Here is a 17,909-nt window from a genome sequence, read left to right as displayed (position 1 = left end):
TTGGAAGCGCTATAATTGAAAATAATTACATGCTTAAGGAGTCTATCATGAAAAGAGGCAGGATATTCTACAAGATTTTTGTTCCTATTCTGGTGCTGGGAATTGGCCTGGTTATTAGCTTCGGTGGCTATATTTATCTGACGACGATTAATTCGGTAAATGAAAGAGTAGCGGATGATAAACAGAGTTTAATTACTCAAATTAAAAACACCCTGGAACAGAAAATTCAGACCATCGAATACGCTTTTAATACTTACAGTACCACCAGTTCCTTCAGGGAGGTCGTGCAAAATCCGATCACCGAGCAGGATTTTGAGAAGTATCGCGAGATTAATTCCCAGCTTAACTACATTGCCAGCATGGGGATGGATTTTGTTAATTATTCTCTAATCAGTTTGGAGCAGAAATGGCAGATTTCCAATGGTAAGCTTTCACATTTAACGGAAGAAGAGAGCAGGACACTTTATGAGAGCTATATTAATAACCGTAGCCGGGGGTTGTTTTGGGTTAAGACGGATAAGGGTATCCGCTTTGTAAATACCCTGCCGGTATTCTCACAGACCAAACAGGCGATTGCCTTATCTGATATATCCCTTCAGACCTTGCAGAGCACCCTTCAGACCGAAGGAAACACACCGGTGTTTATTCTTAACCGGGAGGGTGAACTTTTATATGAGTCGGAAACTGGAAAGTCCCTGCTGACTAATAATCAACTTAGCCATATCACTAATGTTGCCGGAGGCGGGGGGCAATTGGGGACGATTGCCATGGAGCGGGCTGATCACCAATCGATTAAAGCTATTTATGCTAAATCTTCTTATAATAATTGGATTTACGTAACTATTTTGGATAAATCAGAAATTTCTGATGCACTAAAGACAACCCGATTCGGGATTGTGATGATGGTACTGCTTATTACGTTGTTGATTGCGGTAGTCGCTTATGTGATCTCTTTGTATTTCACCAAGCCATTCCGGCAGATTCAGCGCCGATTATTGCCTGCCAATGCGGAGCTAGAGCCTAAGAATGAGGTAGACTGGATTATTAATTCGATTGATACCATCTTATCGGAGAAAGAAAGCCTAGAGGGTCTGATTGAGTCTGAGATGCCTAAGTTGGAAACTCAGTTTATTCTAAATCTGTTTCGTAGCCGGATATCCCAAGAAGAGCTTAATCTGGGTTTGCCTCGTTTCGGTTATGAGCTGTCACAGAATTCGGTGTACGCAACGCTGCTAATACAGCTGGATAACTATGGGGAACGGCAGGCTAGTGATAAGGATCTTCTGCTTGTAGCGGTTAACAAACTGGTGGAAGAGCTGATTCCGCAGGAGAGGCGGATGATTCCTATCTTATTAAATGACCGTACACAAGCGACTATCCTGATCTTTGAGGGAGCGAATGAACAGGAGAACCGGAGAATAGCACTGGACTATGCCAAGACAATTATTCGAACAGCTAGAGAAATCCTGAAACTATCCATTAGCGTTGGAATCAGCAATTTTTATGATAATTTATTGTTTAGTAGGGAAGCTTGCGAGATGAGTAAGCAGGCGCTGCATCATCGTTTAAATCTGGGCAAAGAGTCTATCATCTTCTATGAGGATATATCGAAGGTGATCTCGGGTCCAGTTCTACTGCATTATCCGTCTGAGTTTGAGTCCCAGTTATTTGACGCGATTCGGATTGGAGATGAAGAACAAGTCTCCTGTTCTCTGTATCCATTACTCGGGGAAATGATGAAGCACAGTAAGAACCCTTTGAATTTCGAAGTCACATTAATACGTTTCGTCAACAATCTGATTCAGCTGGAGCAGCTGCTGGGTGTAGAGGTTCTGCTGACAGAGGACAATTCTACGTTGTATCACCGATTGTTAGACATCCGTAATCCGGAAGAGATCGAACGCATTTTGGTCAAAGAAGTTATCCATCCGATGGTGACCAGCGTTAAGGAGAAGACAGACCGTCAGTTCCGCCTCTTATCCGATAAAATTGCGGTGATTGTCCGCTCGGAATTTGATCAGGACTTAACGCTAGAATTAATTGGTGATCGCCTCCATTACAGTCCGAACTATTTAAGCAGTATTTTCAAAAAAGAGTACGGGATGACGTTTAGCGAGTATCTAATGAACTATCGTCTGGAAATGGCTAAGAAGTGGCTGGTGGAAACGGATATGACCATTAAAGAGATTGCTGAAAGGCTGCAGTACCATAATCCGCAGAACTTTATTCGATCCTTCCGTAAAAAAGAACATGTAACACCAGGTGCATACCGAACCCAGAAACAGGAGAAGTAAGGCGCTGAACACAAACAGCCAGCCCCGGGAGACCGGGGCTGGCTGTTTGTGCAGCTGCAATGTTTTAGCCTTTTACAGAACCCAGCAGGGCTCCTTTGGTGAAGTGTTTTTGTACGAAAGGATAGGCGAGCAGCATTGGAACGGTTGCGACTACGATAACCGCCATTTTGATGGTTTGAGCAGGTGGGATAATATCAACAGAAGCATTATCTCCCTGCATCCCGCTGGCGACGATAACAATTTGGCGCAGCAGGACTTGAATAGGCCACTTAGTGGAGTCTGTCATATATAAAATTGCACTCATATAAGTGTTCCAGTAAGCTACCCCGTAGAACAAGGAGAGGGTCGCGATAGATGGCATCGCCAGCGGAAGCATGATTTTGAAAAATACACCAAAATCATTAGAGCCGTCAATCTTGGCTGATTCCTCTAGCCCTTCCGGCAGCGCCTGGAAGAAGTTACGCATAATGATCAGGTTAAAAGCATTGATCGCAACAGGCATGATCATGGACCAGTACGAATCGATTAATCCGAAATATTTAACTACCAGGAAAGTAGGGATCATTCCCCCGCTGAAGAGCATGGAGAACACGATTACGAAATTGATGAAATCTCTTCCGTATAGATATTTTCTAGATAATCCATAAGCCATTAAAGAGGTAAGAACCATACTGACAACTGTACCCACTAAGGTTACACCGATGGATACGCCAAGCCCTTTAAAGATAGTAGGCGTTGACAGTATATAACGGTAAGCATCCAAAGAGAATGTCGTCGGGAACAGGATGAAGCTTTTTTCTACTACCTCCTGTGTTGAAGCAAAGGAACTGGCAAACACATTGACAAAGGGTAAAAGACAGGCTAGGGCAATGAGTGTAAGCAGTGTGGTATTTACAATAGTAAACAGCCGGCTACCCATATTTTCTTTTTTAAAAGATGATTGCGACATGCAGATATCCTCCTTGTAATCGTTTCATTGAAACTTTAACAGGGGTCTGTTATTCCGTATATAATCATTAGCTTGGGCTTTGTTTTGGGAGGAAAAAGCGAGATAAGGCATAGATGATCTTTATGTATTGTAGTAATCACTATAAGATGCACGGACCTGGAAAACCTTATAGCTGTAGGGTTCTTGGAGTATCAGTATCTGATGATTATATACGTAATGGACGAATGATCGTAATCTGGGAATCGTAAAGAAACGCGATCAAGGAGGCCGATCAGGTGAAAGAGGCAAACGTCACCATGCTGAACACGAAAGTTAATCCAGTAAGAAAAAAGCGAACGGGGCCTAGCTGGCTGAGTTTAAAAAGAAACAAGTTATTGTATCTGATGATACTCCCGGGATTTTTGTATTTTGTTATTTTTAAGTACCTGCCTATGGGCGGTCTTATCATTGCATTTCAGGATTATCAGCCGTTTCTGGGCATAGCGGATAGCCCGTGGGTAGGGTTTAAGCATTTTGTCCGATTGTTTACAGAACCTACCTTCCTTATGCTATTGAGTAACACACTTATCCTATTTGCATTAAACATCGTTATTTTCTTTCCACTACCTATTATAGTGGCGCTGATGCTTAACGAAGTTCAGCACAAGTTATTTAAGAGCACCATACAAACGATTATTTATATCCCCCATTTCATGTCATGGGTTATCATCGTCTCCATTTCCTATGTATTTATGAATGTGGATGGAGGGGTGTTGAATGAGATGTTAGCGGCCCTTGGGATGCAGAAGATTAGCTTTTTGACTTCTCCTGAGTGGTTGCGTACCGTGTATATCGGACAGATCATTTGGAAAGAAATTGGTTGGTCAACCATTATTTATTTGGCAGCCATTACCGTAGTGGATACGCAGTTATATGAAGCAGCTGAGATGGATGGAGCGGCAAGATTACGCAAAACTTGGCATATCACCCTGCCAGCGATTCGTCCAATCATTATTACCTTGCTTATTCTGAAGATTGGCCACACGCTGGATCTGGGCTTTGAGCATATGTACTTGCTGATCAATTCCTTGAACCGCGAAGTTGGAGAAATTTTCGATACCTATATCTATACAGCTGGTTTAAAGAACGGACAATTGAGTTTCAGTACGACAGTAGGTCTGTTCAAGGGTGTGGTTGGCTTGATTCTCGTTATGCTGTCGAACAAGTTAGCCAAAAAAATCGGCGAAGATGGTGTTTACTAGGCTTCATAGTATGCTGAATTCTTACCTCTGCCTTAAAGGCAGAGGTGGAAGATACAACACAAATACATTAGTAAAAGGGGTAATGTTGATGAATCGCAATTACAAAAAAATTGCAGCTTTAATGTTGTGTAGCGGGTTAGTACTCACTGCATGCGGAGGAGGCAATAACGCGAAGGAGTCAAATTCTTCAAATGGGGGAACGGATTCAACGGCTAAAACAACTGCTGCACCTGCAGATGTGCTAGATGCTAAAGCAAAGATTAGCTGGCTGAACATTTTACAAACGTCTACAACACCAACGGGTCCTATTCTGGACAAAATTGAAGAATTGACGAATACAGAGATTGAATTCTCATGGATTCCCGATCCTTCCAAAGAAGAACGTATTAATACTTCATTAGCATCGAATTCCCTGGCAGACATCGTTACCCTGACTATTCTTGATAACTCTTCTGTACGTAATGCACTGAAGGCCGGTATGTTCTGGGAAGTAAGTCCTTATCTTGATGAGTTCCCGAATTTGGCTAAAATTTCACAGGATACACGTACATCGGCATCGATTGCAGGTAAGCTGTACGGAGTTCCTTTCCAGAAGTCCTTGGCTAGAAACGGCGTTGTTCTCCGTAAAGATTGGCTGGATAAGCTTGGGTTGCAGGTTCCAAAAACAACAGATGAGTTGATGGAAGTTGCGAAAGCGTTTACCGAAAAAGACCCTGATGGTAATGGCAAGAAGGATACCACAGGCTTCATGGACCGCAGTGATCTTGTATATGGAGCATTTAAGACATTAGGCTCATACTTTGGAACACCGAACTATTGGAGTGTAGATGATGCGGGTAAAATGACACCGGAGTTCGATACAGAGGCTTATGTCAAGACCATGGATTATATGAAGACTCTTTATGATGGTGGTTATATCAATCAGGATTTCGCTGTGACGGCTAAAACAGATCAGCAGCAGAATTTTGCGCAAGGGAAGGCTGGAATTTATGTGGGTGCCTTGTTTGACAGCAAGAATCTGCTGAATTTGTCTAAAGGCATACAGGATGGTATGGATTTGGTTATGGTTAACGATATCACTTCCACCGGTAATGAAGCGGATCGCGCCATCTGGGCTGGTAATAACGGAATTGGGGGACTGTTGTCTTTCCCGAAATCCGAAGTCAAGGATGAAAATGAGTTAAGACGGATCTTGAAATTTGTTAATGATCTCATGAATGAAGATGTCTATGGCTTGATGACCTACGGTATTAAGGATGTTCACTACACTATTGATGGAGAACAAGCGGTTACGATTAAGGATACAGATCTCTGGAAGCAAGAAGTTCAGCCATTTTCGGCATCTCGTCCATTAGAGAATGGATTCATTATCCATGATGCTGATCCACTCAAAGTTGAAGCTGATAAGCTGATCGTTGAGAATGCTAAATATGCTGTACTGAATCCTGCTTACTCTCTGGAATCTGAGACCTATTCTACTCAAGGATCTGAGTTGCAGAAGATTATGACAGATGCCACTTATAAATATATCCTAGACAAAATTGATTTGGACGGATTTAAAGCTGAGGTTGAAAAGTGGAAGAAATCCGGCGGCAGCAAAATCATTACTGAATATGAAGCTGCTTATAAAGCTGTAAATCCTTAAGAAGTACTACAGACTATATTCTAAGAAAATAATAGAGGGGTCCTAAATGGGGAGGCTGCGTTTAGGACCATATCTATTCAAACAGGAGGAAAAAATGAAAGACAACAATGCACTTAGGAGTATGGGCTGGGGTGTTCGAATGGCAGATTCGATTATGGAGCGAACGCCAAGATTATATGAGGATAACGGATATCATGGAAAATGGTCTTATGATTATGGAGTCATCTTGAAGGGTTTTGAGCTGCTGTGGAGACAGACCGGGCAGGTTAAATATTATCAATACATCAAAGATAATATGGATTATTTTATTGAGGAAGACGGCTCTGTGAAGGGATATCGCCTGAGCGAACATAATATTGATCACTTAAATAACGGGAAGATCCTGTTTGTGCTCCATAAAGAAACTGGGTTAGCGAAATATAAAATGGCTGCAGATTTATTAAGAAAGCAGATAACAACGCATCCTCGAACCTCGGAAGGTGCGTTTTGGCATAAGAATGTATATCCTTATCAGATTTGGCTGGATGGCTTGTATATGGGCTCTCCTTTCTATCTGGAGTATTTACTTGAGTATGAAGGCGGCAAGGGTCTGGACGATGTGACCCGGCAATTTATTCTGTGCGAGCGTCATACCAAGGATGCTGAGACGGGTCTCCTGTTTCACGCATGGGATGAAAAGCGGGTACAGCCGTGGTGCGATCCTGAAACGGGGTTGTCTCCGAACTTTTGGGGGCGTTCGCTGGGCTGGTATGTGATGGCGCTAGTGGATGTACTCGGAATGCTCCCTAAGGAACACGCGGATTACGAGATCTTGGCACGTATTCTGACAGATACGCTGACAGCGCTTCGTCAGGTTCAGGATGCGGATGCTGGAGTCTGGTATCAGGTTGTAAACATGGGCGGCCGTAAAGGCAATTATTTGGAGGCTTCCGCCTCTAGCATGATCACCTATGCAATGGCTAAGGGTATTCGGATTGGTGTACTCGATGATAGTTGGTTCGAGACTCTTGACCGTGCTTATCAAGGTCTTATTGCTGAATTTGTGCTGGAAACCAAAAATGGCTGGGTTAACCTGAATAAAAACTGCCAGGTCGCTGGACTCGGTGGTGAGGACCGGAGAGATGGTACTTACGCCTATTATATCAGTGAACCGATCGTAACCAATGATCAGAAGGGGCTTGGCGCATTTCTCCTGGCTTGTGGAGAATATGAATATTTGCAGCGTCCCGCCGTGACGAAAGGAAGCGAGTGAAGCACATGTCTATCTACAATATAAATGACTACGGAGCACATCCTAATCGTGCAGAGCCTTCAACGGAAGCGATAGCCAGTGCCATTCATGCGGCAAGCGAGGCAGGGGGAGGAACAGTTTATGTTCCTTCCGGGCACTATCAGACGGGTGCTATCTTCATGAAAAGCAATATTGAACTGAAGCTCAGTCCTGGAGCTGTGCTTAGCTTCAGCTCTGATCCTAACGATTATCCGGTGGTGGATTCCCGTTGGGAGGGTGTGAAGCAGAACGTCCATGCTTCATGTATTTTTGGAATAAATCTAGAGAATGTATCGGTTACAGGTGCAGGCAAGCTGGATGGAAGGGGTGCACCTTGGTGGGATAAACATCGGAATTCTCCTGATTCATTGCTGTATCCCCGCCCGAAGCTTATCAGCTTCGACAACTGCCGTAGAGTCACGCTCAGAGATCTGACACTCGTGAACTCCCCAAGCTGGACTGTGAATCCTATCTGTTGCCATGACGTTACGATTGATAATCTGTCGATCTATAATCCGGCGGATTCGCCTAATACAGACGGTATTGACCCAGAATCCTGTGTGAATGTCCGTATCAGCAACTGCAATATCGATGTGGGTGATGACTGCATCGCCATTAAAGCAGGGACGGAGGATACGAAGGAGCGGGTTGCCTGCGAGAATATCACGATAACTAACTGCACGATGATTCATGGTCATGGCGGTGTGGTGCTGGGAAGCGAAATGAGCGGAGATATCCGCAATATCGTGATCAGCAATTGCGTGTTCAAGCAGACGGACCGCGGCATTCGGCTGAAGTCCAGACGCGGGCGCGGAGGTGTTGTCGAAGATATTCGTGTCAGCAATATCGTGATGGAGGACGTGATCTGTCCGTTTATTCTTAATCTTTACTATTTCTGCGGACCACGTGGTAAGGACAAATACGTATGGGATAAGAATCCTTATCCGGTGACGGAGGAGACTCCCTGCTTCCGACGGATTCATTTTGCTAATATTACTGCTCGGAATGTTCACGCAGCTGCAGGTTTTCTTTACGGCCTTGCGGAGCAATACATTTCAGAAATTACCTTTTCCGATATTGATATTTCCATGGCAGAGAATGCAATCCCTGGTCGTCCAGCCATGATGTCAGGAATCCAGGATATGAACAACCGTGGGTTTTATCTGGGCAACGTAAGAGATATTCGCTTCCGCCAAGTGACGATCGAGAATCATGAAGGACCGGCTTTTTATATTGAAAATGGAGAAACGGTAGATATCACCGGCTGCCAATCGAGAAACACCCGTAAAGTGGAAGAATTAGTGCAGCAGGTAACCGTTATCCCGTCACAGGAAGATCTAAGTGAGCAGACAGACTGATAATTGACAGGATAGACCGCAGATTTGCTTAGGGTGAAGGGTGCGGATGTATGGAAATAGGAAGGAGTATGAAGATGATTACAGATAATATTCAGACTGGAGTTATTCACAATCCCATATTAAAAGGCTTCAATCCTGACCCTTGTATTGTAAGAGCGGGGGAGATGTACTATATTGCTGTTTCTTCTTTTGAATGGCTGCCCGGTGTGAGGGTGTATCAATCAGCGGACTTAGCAGACTGGGAGCATTGCACAGATATTCTGACTCATCAGGTAGATCTGCGGGGAAATCCGAAAAATTGCAGTATCTGGGCTCCACAGCTTAGTTATTATGACGGTTTGTTTTATCTGATTTATACCGATGTTAAGAGCACCAAACGGCCTTTTAAAGACTGTCATAACTATCTGATCACTGCGGAGGGTATTGAGGGACCTTGGTCTGAACCGGTATACCTAAACAGCAGCGGGTTCGATCCATCTCTGTACCATGATGAGGATGGGCGCAAATGGCTGCTGAATGAGCTGTGGGATTACCGGATTACGGAAGGCAATAAGTCCTGCGGGATTGTAATTCAGGAGTACGATCCAGAGCAGTGCCAATTAATAGGTGAACCTGTGAAAATCTTTGATTGCACGCCGCTGAAGAAGACGGAAGCGCCGCATATTTACAAGCGGGGAGGTTATTACTACTTAATTACGGCAGAAGGCGGCACTGGATCGGGGCATGCCGTAACCGTAGCGCGCTCCAAGGCGCTGCTTGGTCCGTATGAGGTGGATCCGCTCAATCCGATGTTGACCTCACGGGATAATCCCGAGCTGCCGCTTCAATGTGCAGGCCATGGAAGTCTGGTAGAGACACCAGAAGGTGAATGGTATATGGCCCATTTGTGTACGCGACCCCTTGAAGGCGAATACGCCATACTGGGGAGAGAGACTGCCGTTCAGCAGGTGCACTGGAATGAGGAGGGCTGGTTAAGACTAACCTCAGGCGGAAATACACCACAGCTCAAGGTACCAGCACCTAAAGGAACACAGTTCCTGAACCAAGTGCGGACGCTTGAATTTGAGGATGATTTTAACGGCCCAGAATTGAAAAAGAACTGGAATACATTGCGGATTCCTATGAATGAAAGCTGGTGTTCCCTTGCTGAAAGACCGGGCTGGTTAAGAATCAGGGCCGGGGAGTCCGTGCAGAGTCTGTTTGAGCATCATATTCTGGCTATTCGCCAGACGGATATAAGCTTCCGCGCTGAAACAGCGCTTGAATATGAACCGAATACTTATCTGCAGATGGCAGGACTACTGTTATACCTGAATGAGGATAACTATCTTTATGCGTATATCAGCCATGAAGAAGGACGTGGCAAGGTGCTGCGGTTAATGCGCTGTCAGCGCGATGAATTCACTGCGGAGCCTGTAATGATTGAACTAAATGCAAGGGAGACAGTGCGGATCGCGGTTGAGGTGCAGGAAGTGACTGGGCAATTTGTTTATCTTAAGGGTGACGATACGGAGTGGAAGCCACTTGGCGATCCGCAGAATATCAGCTTTTTGTCGGGAGGCTTCACTGGGAACTTTGTTGGCATTGCGGCGCATGATATGCAGCAGTTCGGTGGCAGCAGTGCTGATTTCGCATATTTCCGTTATCAGGGCAAGGAATAATACACACGGCTTTACTAAGGAAGGGGTTGCTCTGAGGACAGGGCCCCCTTCTTATTCCAATAGATATTAGGAGGTCTTGTATGAAGAGAAAATGGTTATCCGGGGCGCTGGTTGCGAGTCTTCTTGCAACATGTATGCCATTTGGTGGTGTCGAGGCCGCTTCTTTGGAAGCGCTTCCTGCTTTTCCGGGCGCGGAAGGCGGCGGCAAATATGTAACCGGCGGAAGAGCTCAACCTGTGTATGAAGTAACGACGTTGGCTGATTATGGTATCAAGGAAACTCCGATCCCCGGCTCCTTCCGCGATGCGGTAAGCCAAAGTAATCGGACCATTGTTTTTCGAGTGGGGGGAACCATCCATCTGAAGGAATCCCTCAAGATTACCGGCTCAAATCTGACGATTGCCGGGCAAACGGCTCCAGGTGACGGAATTACAATTGCCGACTACACAACCTCTGTTGAAGCTGACAATATTATTATGCGCTATATGCGTTTCCGGTTAGGCGACCGGGTAGCTAGTGAAGATGATGCTTTTGGATCAAGATACCATAAGGATCTCATTATCGATCATAGCTCATTCAGCTGGTCGGTGGATGAAGTGGTCAGTCTGTATGACAACGAGAATACTACCGTACAATGGTCGATATCTGCTGAAAGTATGCTGATGACGACGCACCAGAAGGGACGTCACGGCTACGGAGGAATCTGGGGTGGCAAAAATGCCAGTTTCCTTCACAATCTGATTGCTCATAGCACCAGCCGCAACCCCCGTTTGCCGACGGTGACCAAATTGGTGGACCTGACGGAAATGTCTAATAACGTTATCTATAACTGGGGATTCGCTTCGACCTATGGTGGGGGAGCAGAAGATTATCGATATAATATCACTAACAATTATTATAAAAATGGTCCAAACACCTACACCAGTGTAAAAAATCAATTGTTTGGGGAAGTGTCACCAGAAACCCGGTTGTTTATAGATGGGAACATCATGGATGGTAATCCGAAGGTTACTGAAGACAACTGGAAGGGTGTGCAAAAGTATTCGGATATCTCTAAGCTTACGGAGCCGGCAAAGATGCCTAACCCATATACGGCAGTGTCGGCGGAAGAAGCCTACGCAAATGTAATGGCGGATGCTGGTGCCACTTTGCCAAGGCGTGATGCTTACGATGCGCGGGTCATTAATGATGTGAAGAATCGCACTGGACAGCATATTAATTCACCTATTGAAATAGGCGGTTACCCAGACTATACAGAGACAGCTTCCAATGTAATCGACATGGATCATGACGGTATGGATGACAGCTGGGAGATTGCTAATGGACTAGACCCTACCGATTCTGAGGATGGTAAGAAGACGACGTTATCTGCGGAGGGCTATACGAATCTAGAAGTGTATCTGAATGATCTGATTGTGTTGGGAAAAGCAGGGGATGAGCATACAGACAATCCTGTAACCGCTATCAATTATCCTGTGAATAACCAAATCATAGAGTCAGGCAACAATGTGAAGGTTACAGCCTCTGCCAGTGATAGTGATGGTATTGCTAAGGTGGAATTTATCGTTAATGGTGTGAAGCAAGCCGAAGCTACCACAGCACCTTATAGTTTCGATTGGAACAATGTGCAGGATGGTACCTATTATCTCGTTGTTCAGGCTATAGACAATAAGGGTCTCAAGACACAATCTGATAACGTGGCTATTCATGTCAACACGTCTGGATCCGTTCTTCCTTGGACTTCGGTGGATATTGGCCATCCAGGGATAGCGGGAGTGACTACGCTTCATCCGGATAGCGGGAAGATTACGCTCAAATCGGCTGGACTTATCGGAGCAACATCAGAGAGCGAAACGGCTGTTGATAATTTTCATTTTGCTTATCAAACCCTGACAGGCAATGGTGAAATTATTGCTAGAATCGACTCCGTAACGGGAACTGACGATTATGCCAAAGCAGGTGTCATGATTCGTGATAATCTCAATGAGAACTCTAAAATGACAATGCTGGCAATTCCTTATGTCAAATATGGCAAGAAGGGAGTTATGATTACCCGCTCCACCACAGGAGCCAAGGTGGTAAAAACAGAACCGGACAGCTTCATCAATACACCTTATTGGGTGAAACTGGTTCGTCTTGGTAATGAAGTGACAGGTCTGGTATCGCCGGATAAAGTAACATGGAGCAAGGTAGGCACGGTGAAGCTTGACCTGAATGATACGGTTTATTTTGGTCTTGCAGCCGATGCCGCTAAGGTAGATAACGAGGTTAATCGTTATAATGCATCTGTCTTCAGTGAGGTGGAGCTGAAACCGCTTAGTGATCAGTTTCCTACTGCACCCCGTGGTCTTACAGCGACAGCAGGTGAGGAAAAAGTGAAGCTGAACTGGGAGGATGTTGGTTCTGCCAAGTCGTATAGTGTTAAACGTAGTGAGGTTTCAGGCGGTCCATACAAGACGATCAATACTGAAATTAAAGATAGCCTGTATACTGATTCCGGACTCAGCTCCGGAAAAACTTATTACTACGTGGTCAGTGCAGTGAATGAGCTTGGTGAAAGCTTTGATTCCGATGAGGCCAGCGCTACGGCTGAAGGTGAAGCAGGTAATGTGTATTATGTGGATGAAGACTTTGAACAAGTTGCTGTGGGTGTGACACCAGAGTATTATGATGTGACTCCAAATCCACAGACTGAAATTCAAAAGGTTATTGTATCTCCCACACCGTCTGACAGTAAGGGGAATACGTCAGATCAAGTGTTGAATGTGTTCGATGGTGCGAACGGCAGCGTGCAGTTTATCCGCAAATTCGCGCCAACTACGGGTGCACTCGTTATTGACACTGACTTTATGTTTGCGACAGAATCGGGAACCTCGGTGTTCCTGCAGGCCCAGAGTACAGATGGAAGCAAAACGGCATTCTCCATTGAGAGCAGAAAGCCAACGCTTCCTGAAGCTACAGGTAAATATACGCTAACCATGAGCAGGGGGAGCAGCCAGTATCATCAACTGATGAACTCTTATTCCCTAAAACAATGGTATAACCTGAAGCTAAAGGTGGATGTGAACAACGATAAAGTGGATGTATATATCGATGATCAGCCTGCGGGCTCTTTTCCGTTCACAACCACGAATTTCGCCAGCTATGGCATTGGGCGTATTTTGTCCAAGACACCGGGCGGCGGCTCAGGAAATTATTACTTAGATAACTTAAAGATCTATGTTGAGCCGATTGAAACACCGCTTGGACTGACTGGACTTCCAGGAAACCAAGCAGCCCAGCTATCCTGGCCTGCTCTTGAAGGGGCAACTTCCTACCATATTAAGAGAAGTCTTAAGAGCGGGGGGCCTTATGAGACTATTGCCAACGCTATTACAGAGACCTCATATATTGATACTGAAGTTACCAACGAAACTACCTATTATTATGTTATCTCGGCGATGGCGCCCACTGGTGAATCGGGAAATTCCAATGAAATTAGTATTACCCCATCCGCTTTGGCGGTGAAATTGCCTGCGCCAGAATCGTTCGCGGCTGTAAGCCGGAATGCTCAGCTGGATCTCAGCTGGAATGCTGTGGAGAATGCAGCCAGCTACAGCATCAAGAAGTGGAATGAGACTTCAGGCAGCTATGAACTCGTGGCAAAAGAAATCACCGGCACAACTTACCGCGTCGGAGGTCTGGCCAACGGGCAAACCTACCGTTACGTCGTATCTGCAACCAATGTGGCCGGAGAGGGAAAAGAATCAGCGCCTGTTGAAGCTACTCCGCAATCTCCTTTGGGTACGCCTGTCGTTTCCATTGAAGCTGGTGACAGTGTAATGAAACTCAGCTGGCCAGCGATTGAGGAAGCGGGCCAGTATATTGTCAAACGCGCCTCATCGGCGAATGGTCCTTATGAAGTGCTCGGGTCTGATTTATCAGACACAAGCTTTGCTGATAGTGGGCTCGTAAACGGAACGCCGTATTATTACAAAGTCCAAGCAATAAAAGGTATCCGTAGTAGTCTAGATTCAGCTGTTGCCTCAGCGGTTCCATACCAGAATTCCGGCCAGCCGCAGGCTCCACAAGGAGTTAGTGCTGAGCCTGGCAACACTGATATCCATCTGACTTGGAATGTAGCTGATGGAGCTAGCAGCTATCAAATTCTACGCTCGGAGAGCGGTGGCAGCTATGCGATCGTGGCCGACAGCATCGAAGCAACCGATTATACCGATAAAGGCTTGATCAACGGAACTGCCTATCAATATGCGGTAATCGCCATCGGTGATAAGGGGGCTAGTCTTCCATCCGAGGTAGTCAAGGGAAATCCAGCTCCTGTCATAATTGTTGCTCAGAATGGGACAGGAGATTATAGGACGATTAATGACGCTATTCAAGCAGTACCTGATAACAGTGCCCTAACCACGATTATTAAAGTGAAGAACGGCACATATAAGGAGAAGGTGCTTGTACCTTCTAGTAAGATGAATATTAGTATCATCGGTGAGAGCCGGGAAGGTACCGTACTTATTAACGGTGACTCCGCGAAAACCATTGGCTCAGATGGTAAAGAAATGGGCACCAGCGGCAGCTATACATTAAAGGTTGCGGCAACTGATTTCACACTGGAGAACATGACGGTTGAGAACAGTGCTGGGCGGGATGCCGGTCAGGCAGTCGCTTTATATGCTGAAGGAGACCGGGGAGTGTACAGAAATGTTAAGCTTCTAGGATATCAGGATACCCTGTTCGCAGATAAGGGAAGAGCCTATTTCGTCGACAGCCATATTGAAGGTACAGTAGACTTTATCTTCGGTAATTCCGCTGCCGTATTCGAGAATAATGTGATTCAAAGTGCGGGTGCTGGCTATGTTACTGCGCCTTCCACGGCAACGGGTAAGCCTGGTTATGTGTTCATCAATAATCGACTAACTGCCAGTGAGGGCGTTGCTGCTGGAACCGTTGATTTGGGCCGGCCATGGAGAGAATACGGCAGCTCTACCTTCATTAATACGGAGATGGGAGCTCATATTCGTGCTACTGGCTGGCATGAATGGTATGAAGGTCGTTCCAAAACTGCACGGTTCTCTGAGTTTTTAAGTTACGGAGAGGGTGCTAATGCAGCTTCACGTTACAGCTGGTCCAAACAATTAACAGCAGAAGAGGCGGCTGCCTATACGATTGAAGCTGTGCTTGGTGGAAGTGATGGCTGGAATCCACAGCAATCTAAGATCTTAGTGGGACAAGAGCAGATACCTGCGGTACATGTCTCTTCAATTACTTTAGCAGGTAAAGATGGAATTAGCAGCATTGAGTCGAAGGGCGGTGCCTTGCAGCTGCAAGCCTCTGTGCTTCCACAGAATGCGACGAATCCTAAAGTTATCTGGACGGTAACTGAAGCAGATGGGGTAACCTCAACGGATAAAGCGGTTATTAATGAGAAGGGCTTGCTTACAGCTAGAAAGAACGGTAGCGTTCAAGTAACGGCGCGAGCTCTAGATGGAAGTGGAGTATCCGGAAGCCTAGAGATTAACATCAGCGGACAAGATGAGATTGCCCGTAATCTGCCCGCTGCAACGCTTAACGGACCGGTCACAGTGGCGGCAGGACAGGATTTCACTTACCGTGTAGGGCTTACAAATGTTACTACCTCCGTCTACAAGGAAGTGTATGCTGTAGACTTTACCATGGCATATGACGTATCTGGTGTGGAATTCGTATCCGCTCAGACCTTGCCAGACGGATTCAGCATCACTCATATTAATGAGGACAGTCCAGGTCTAATAACAGTTAGTGTAGCTGGAACGGAGGCAGGAAATATCCTGACCGATGATGCGGAATTCTTAGAAATGATCTTCAAAGCGAAGAAGACAACCCGTGAAATCGCCGTGCCGCTTGGATTTATTTCCTTCCGGGGATCCAACACAGATGTTGATTTTGACATCCTGCATGAGGCACAGTCGGTTGTTCATGTCATTCCTATATCCGTCATGGAGATAAAAGTCTCCTCCAAAGATAATGTGAGCGAAATCAAGTCAGGGCAAACCCTGCAAATGGCAGCTGTAATCCTGCCGGACCATGCATCCGATCCAGCAGTGAGCTGGTCAGTGGTGAATGAGGATGGATCAGCTACTGAGCGAGCATCTATTACGGATACCGGCTTGCTCACTGCAATTGCAGCAGGCAAGGTAACCGTGAAAGCGACAGCTAAAGATGGCTCTGGTGTTGTAGGCACGATGTCCATTGAGATTATGGCAGAATCGCAGGTTTCAGAATCGGGCGGTACTTCATCTTCAACGACAGTCAAACCAGTGAAACAACCGGAACCAACTGTGAACGCAAATGGAGTTACTCTTTCCGTGACAGCGGATGTGAATGGTAAAGCTATTGCAGAGGTATCCTCAGCGATTCTGCAACAAGCAATTGGCTCAATGCAGAGTGGAGTATTGAGAATCACAGTGAAGCCATCCTCTGCCAGCTCGGTGGTTGAACTGACCTTGCCAGCTCGTGAGTTGGCTGGAGCGGGAGCAAAAGCAATTCAACTTTTAGAAATAGACATGGGATTGTCTACGTTCCGAATAAATGCTGACCTGCTTCTTGCGATGGCAGGATCTGACGCCGTAAGCGTTAAGCTTGTAGTTGGCAAAGTTGACGTGAAGACACTGTCGCTTCAGACAGATGTCGGGGATATTTATGAGTTTAAGTTCTTTGTTGATGGCAAACAGTTTGACAGCTTTGGGCGTGGACTGAAGGTTGAACGGGATTACAAACCAAAGACAACTTCAGGTGTAGAACAAATAGTAGTCTACCAAATCCGTGAAGACGGGACTGTGGAGGTGGTTAGAAACTCTCAGTTTAATCTGACAACTGGCAAGATCATCTTTAGACCAGACAATTCCAGCAGATTCGCAGTAGCATATGCGGAAAATTCCTTTAAGGATATCGCTGGACTAGGCTGGGCACAAAATAGCATTCAAGCCCTCGCCGCCAGAGACATCCTGAATGGCACCGGAGATCATAATTTCGGGCCACAGCTGAATGTAACTCGGGCACAGTTCTTGAAGATGCTGATGCTTGCATTAGAGCTAGAGGAAGGTAATGCTGCAAGTACATTTAAGGATGTTTCACTGGATGCTTGGTACTACAGCTCTGTTGCTGCTGCTCAGCAGCTAGGAATTATTCAGGGCAGATCTGATGGAACCTTCGGTGCTAATGAAACGATTAGCCGTGAGGAAATGGCGTTGATGGCTTATCGTGCAGCACAACTCGCTAAGCTTACGGTCGTGGAAGTGGATCAGCCAGTGAATTTCAATGATGCCGCTGATGTTTCAGCCTACGCTCGTGAGGCTGTACAATTCATGAGCGGAGCAAAGATTATTCAAGGTGTGGGCAAAGATAACTTTGCACCTAAAGCCAATACAACTCGTGCTCAGGCAGCTGTTATTGTCTATCGATTGTTCCAGCTAAATCCTTAAATTTCAAGTTGACACCCTGTGTGATTTATCATAT

The 17,909-nt window shown here is 45.7% G+C and carries 8 protein-coding genes; 7 read left to right on the top strand and 1 reads right to left on the bottom strand.

What is annotated here, in order from left to right:
• Window positions 1-47: 47 nt before the first annotated feature.
• The gene (locus NYE58_RS30850; RefSeq protein ID WP_076130455.1) at window positions 48-2,294 is read left to right on the top strand and encodes an AraC family transcriptional regulator; all 2,247 of its coding nucleotides are present in this window, start codon (window positions 48-50) and stop codon (window positions 2,292-2,294) included.
• A gap of 64 nt (window positions 2,295-2,358) precedes the next feature.
• Here NYE58_RS30850 and NYE58_RS30845 read toward each other — a convergent pair whose 3' ends face one another.
• The gene (locus tag NYE58_RS30845) at window positions 2,359-3,243 is read right to left on the bottom strand and encodes a carbohydrate ABC transporter permease (RefSeq protein WP_076130456.1); all 885 of its coding nucleotides are present in this window, start codon (window positions 3,241-3,243) and stop codon (window positions 2,359-2,361) included.
• A 383-nt stretch (window positions 3,244-3,626) separates the two neighbouring features.
• Between NYE58_RS30845 and NYE58_RS30840 the strand changes: the two genes are divergently transcribed.
• The 6 genes from NYE58_RS30840 (at window position 3,627) to NYE58_RS30815 (ending at window position 17,875) form a co-directional block, all read left to right on the top strand.
• A complete protein-coding gene (locus tag NYE58_RS30840) occupies window positions 3,627-4,484 on the top strand; it encodes an ABC transporter permease (RefSeq protein ID WP_370511625.1) in 858 nt (285 codons plus the stop codon).
• An 88-nt stretch (window positions 4,485-4,572) separates the two neighbouring features.
• Complete coding sequence (locus NYE58_RS30835; RefSeq protein ID WP_076219935.1) at window positions 4,573-6,129, top strand: extracellular solute-binding protein; 1,557 nt, start codon at window positions 4,573-4,575, stop codon at window positions 6,127-6,129.
• A gap of 94 nt (window positions 6,130-6,223) precedes the next feature.
• On the top strand, window positions 6,224-7,381 hold the full coding sequence (locus NYE58_RS30830) for a glycoside hydrolase family 88/105 protein (protein WP_076219934.1): 1,158 nt from the start codon (window positions 6,224-6,226) through the stop codon (window positions 7,379-7,381).
• Window positions 7,382-7,386: 5 nt separating this feature from the next.
• On the top strand, window positions 7,387-8,757 hold the full coding sequence (locus tag NYE58_RS30825) for a glycoside hydrolase family 28 protein (RefSeq protein WP_340392818.1): 1,371 nt from the start codon (window positions 7,387-7,389) through the stop codon (window positions 8,755-8,757).
• A gap of 74 nt (window positions 8,758-8,831) precedes the next feature.
• Entirely contained in the window at window positions 8,832-10,418 is a 1,587-nt protein-coding gene (locus tag NYE58_RS30820; RefSeq protein ID WP_339244935.1) for a glycoside hydrolase family 43 protein, read from the top strand.
• 80 nt (window positions 10,419-10,498) lie between these two features.
• Entirely contained in the window at window positions 10,499-17,875 is a 7,377-nt protein-coding gene (locus NYE58_RS30815) for a pectinesterase family protein (protein ID WP_341003831.1), read from the top strand.
• Window positions 17,876-17,909: the final 34 nt, after the last annotated feature.

Origin of the sequence: Paenibacillus sp. FSL L8-0708, from assembly GCF_038009325.1 — a bacterium.
In the GTDB taxonomy this organism is placed as follows: Bacteria; Bacillota; Bacilli; order Paenibacillales; family Paenibacillaceae; genus Paenibacillus_AQ; species Paenibacillus_AQ odorifer.
Note: the sequence above shows the minus strand (reverse complement) of the source record. Positions and strands in the feature narration are given on the sequence as shown.

Coding starts and splice junctions, on each gene's coding strand:
- NYE58_RS30850 (WP_076130455.1), top strand. CDS start 48: ATGAAAAGAGGCAGGATATTCTACAAGATTTTTGTTCCTATTCTGGTG.
- NYE58_RS30845 (WP_076130456.1), bottom strand. CDS start 3,243: ATGTCGCAATCATCTTTTAAAAAAGAAAATATGGGTAGCCGGCTGTTT.
- NYE58_RS30840 (WP_370511625.1), top strand. CDS start 3,627: ATGATACTCCCGGGATTTTTGTATTTTGTTATTTTTAAGTACCTGCCT.
- NYE58_RS30835 (WP_076219935.1), top strand. CDS start 4,573: ATGAATCGCAATTACAAAAAAATTGCAGCTTTAATGTTGTGTAGCGGG.
- NYE58_RS30830 (WP_076219934.1), top strand. CDS start 6,224: ATGAAAGACAACAATGCACTTAGGAGTATGGGCTGGGGTGTTCGAATG.
- NYE58_RS30825 (WP_340392818.1), top strand. CDS start 7,387: ATGTCTATCTACAATATAAATGACTACGGAGCACATCCTAATCGTGCA.
- NYE58_RS30820 (WP_339244935.1), top strand. CDS start 8,832: ATGATTACAGATAATATTCAGACTGGAGTTATTCACAATCCCATATTA.
- NYE58_RS30815 (WP_341003831.1), top strand. CDS start 10,499: ATGAAGAGAAAATGGTTATCCGGGGCGCTGGTTGCGAGTCTTCTTGCA.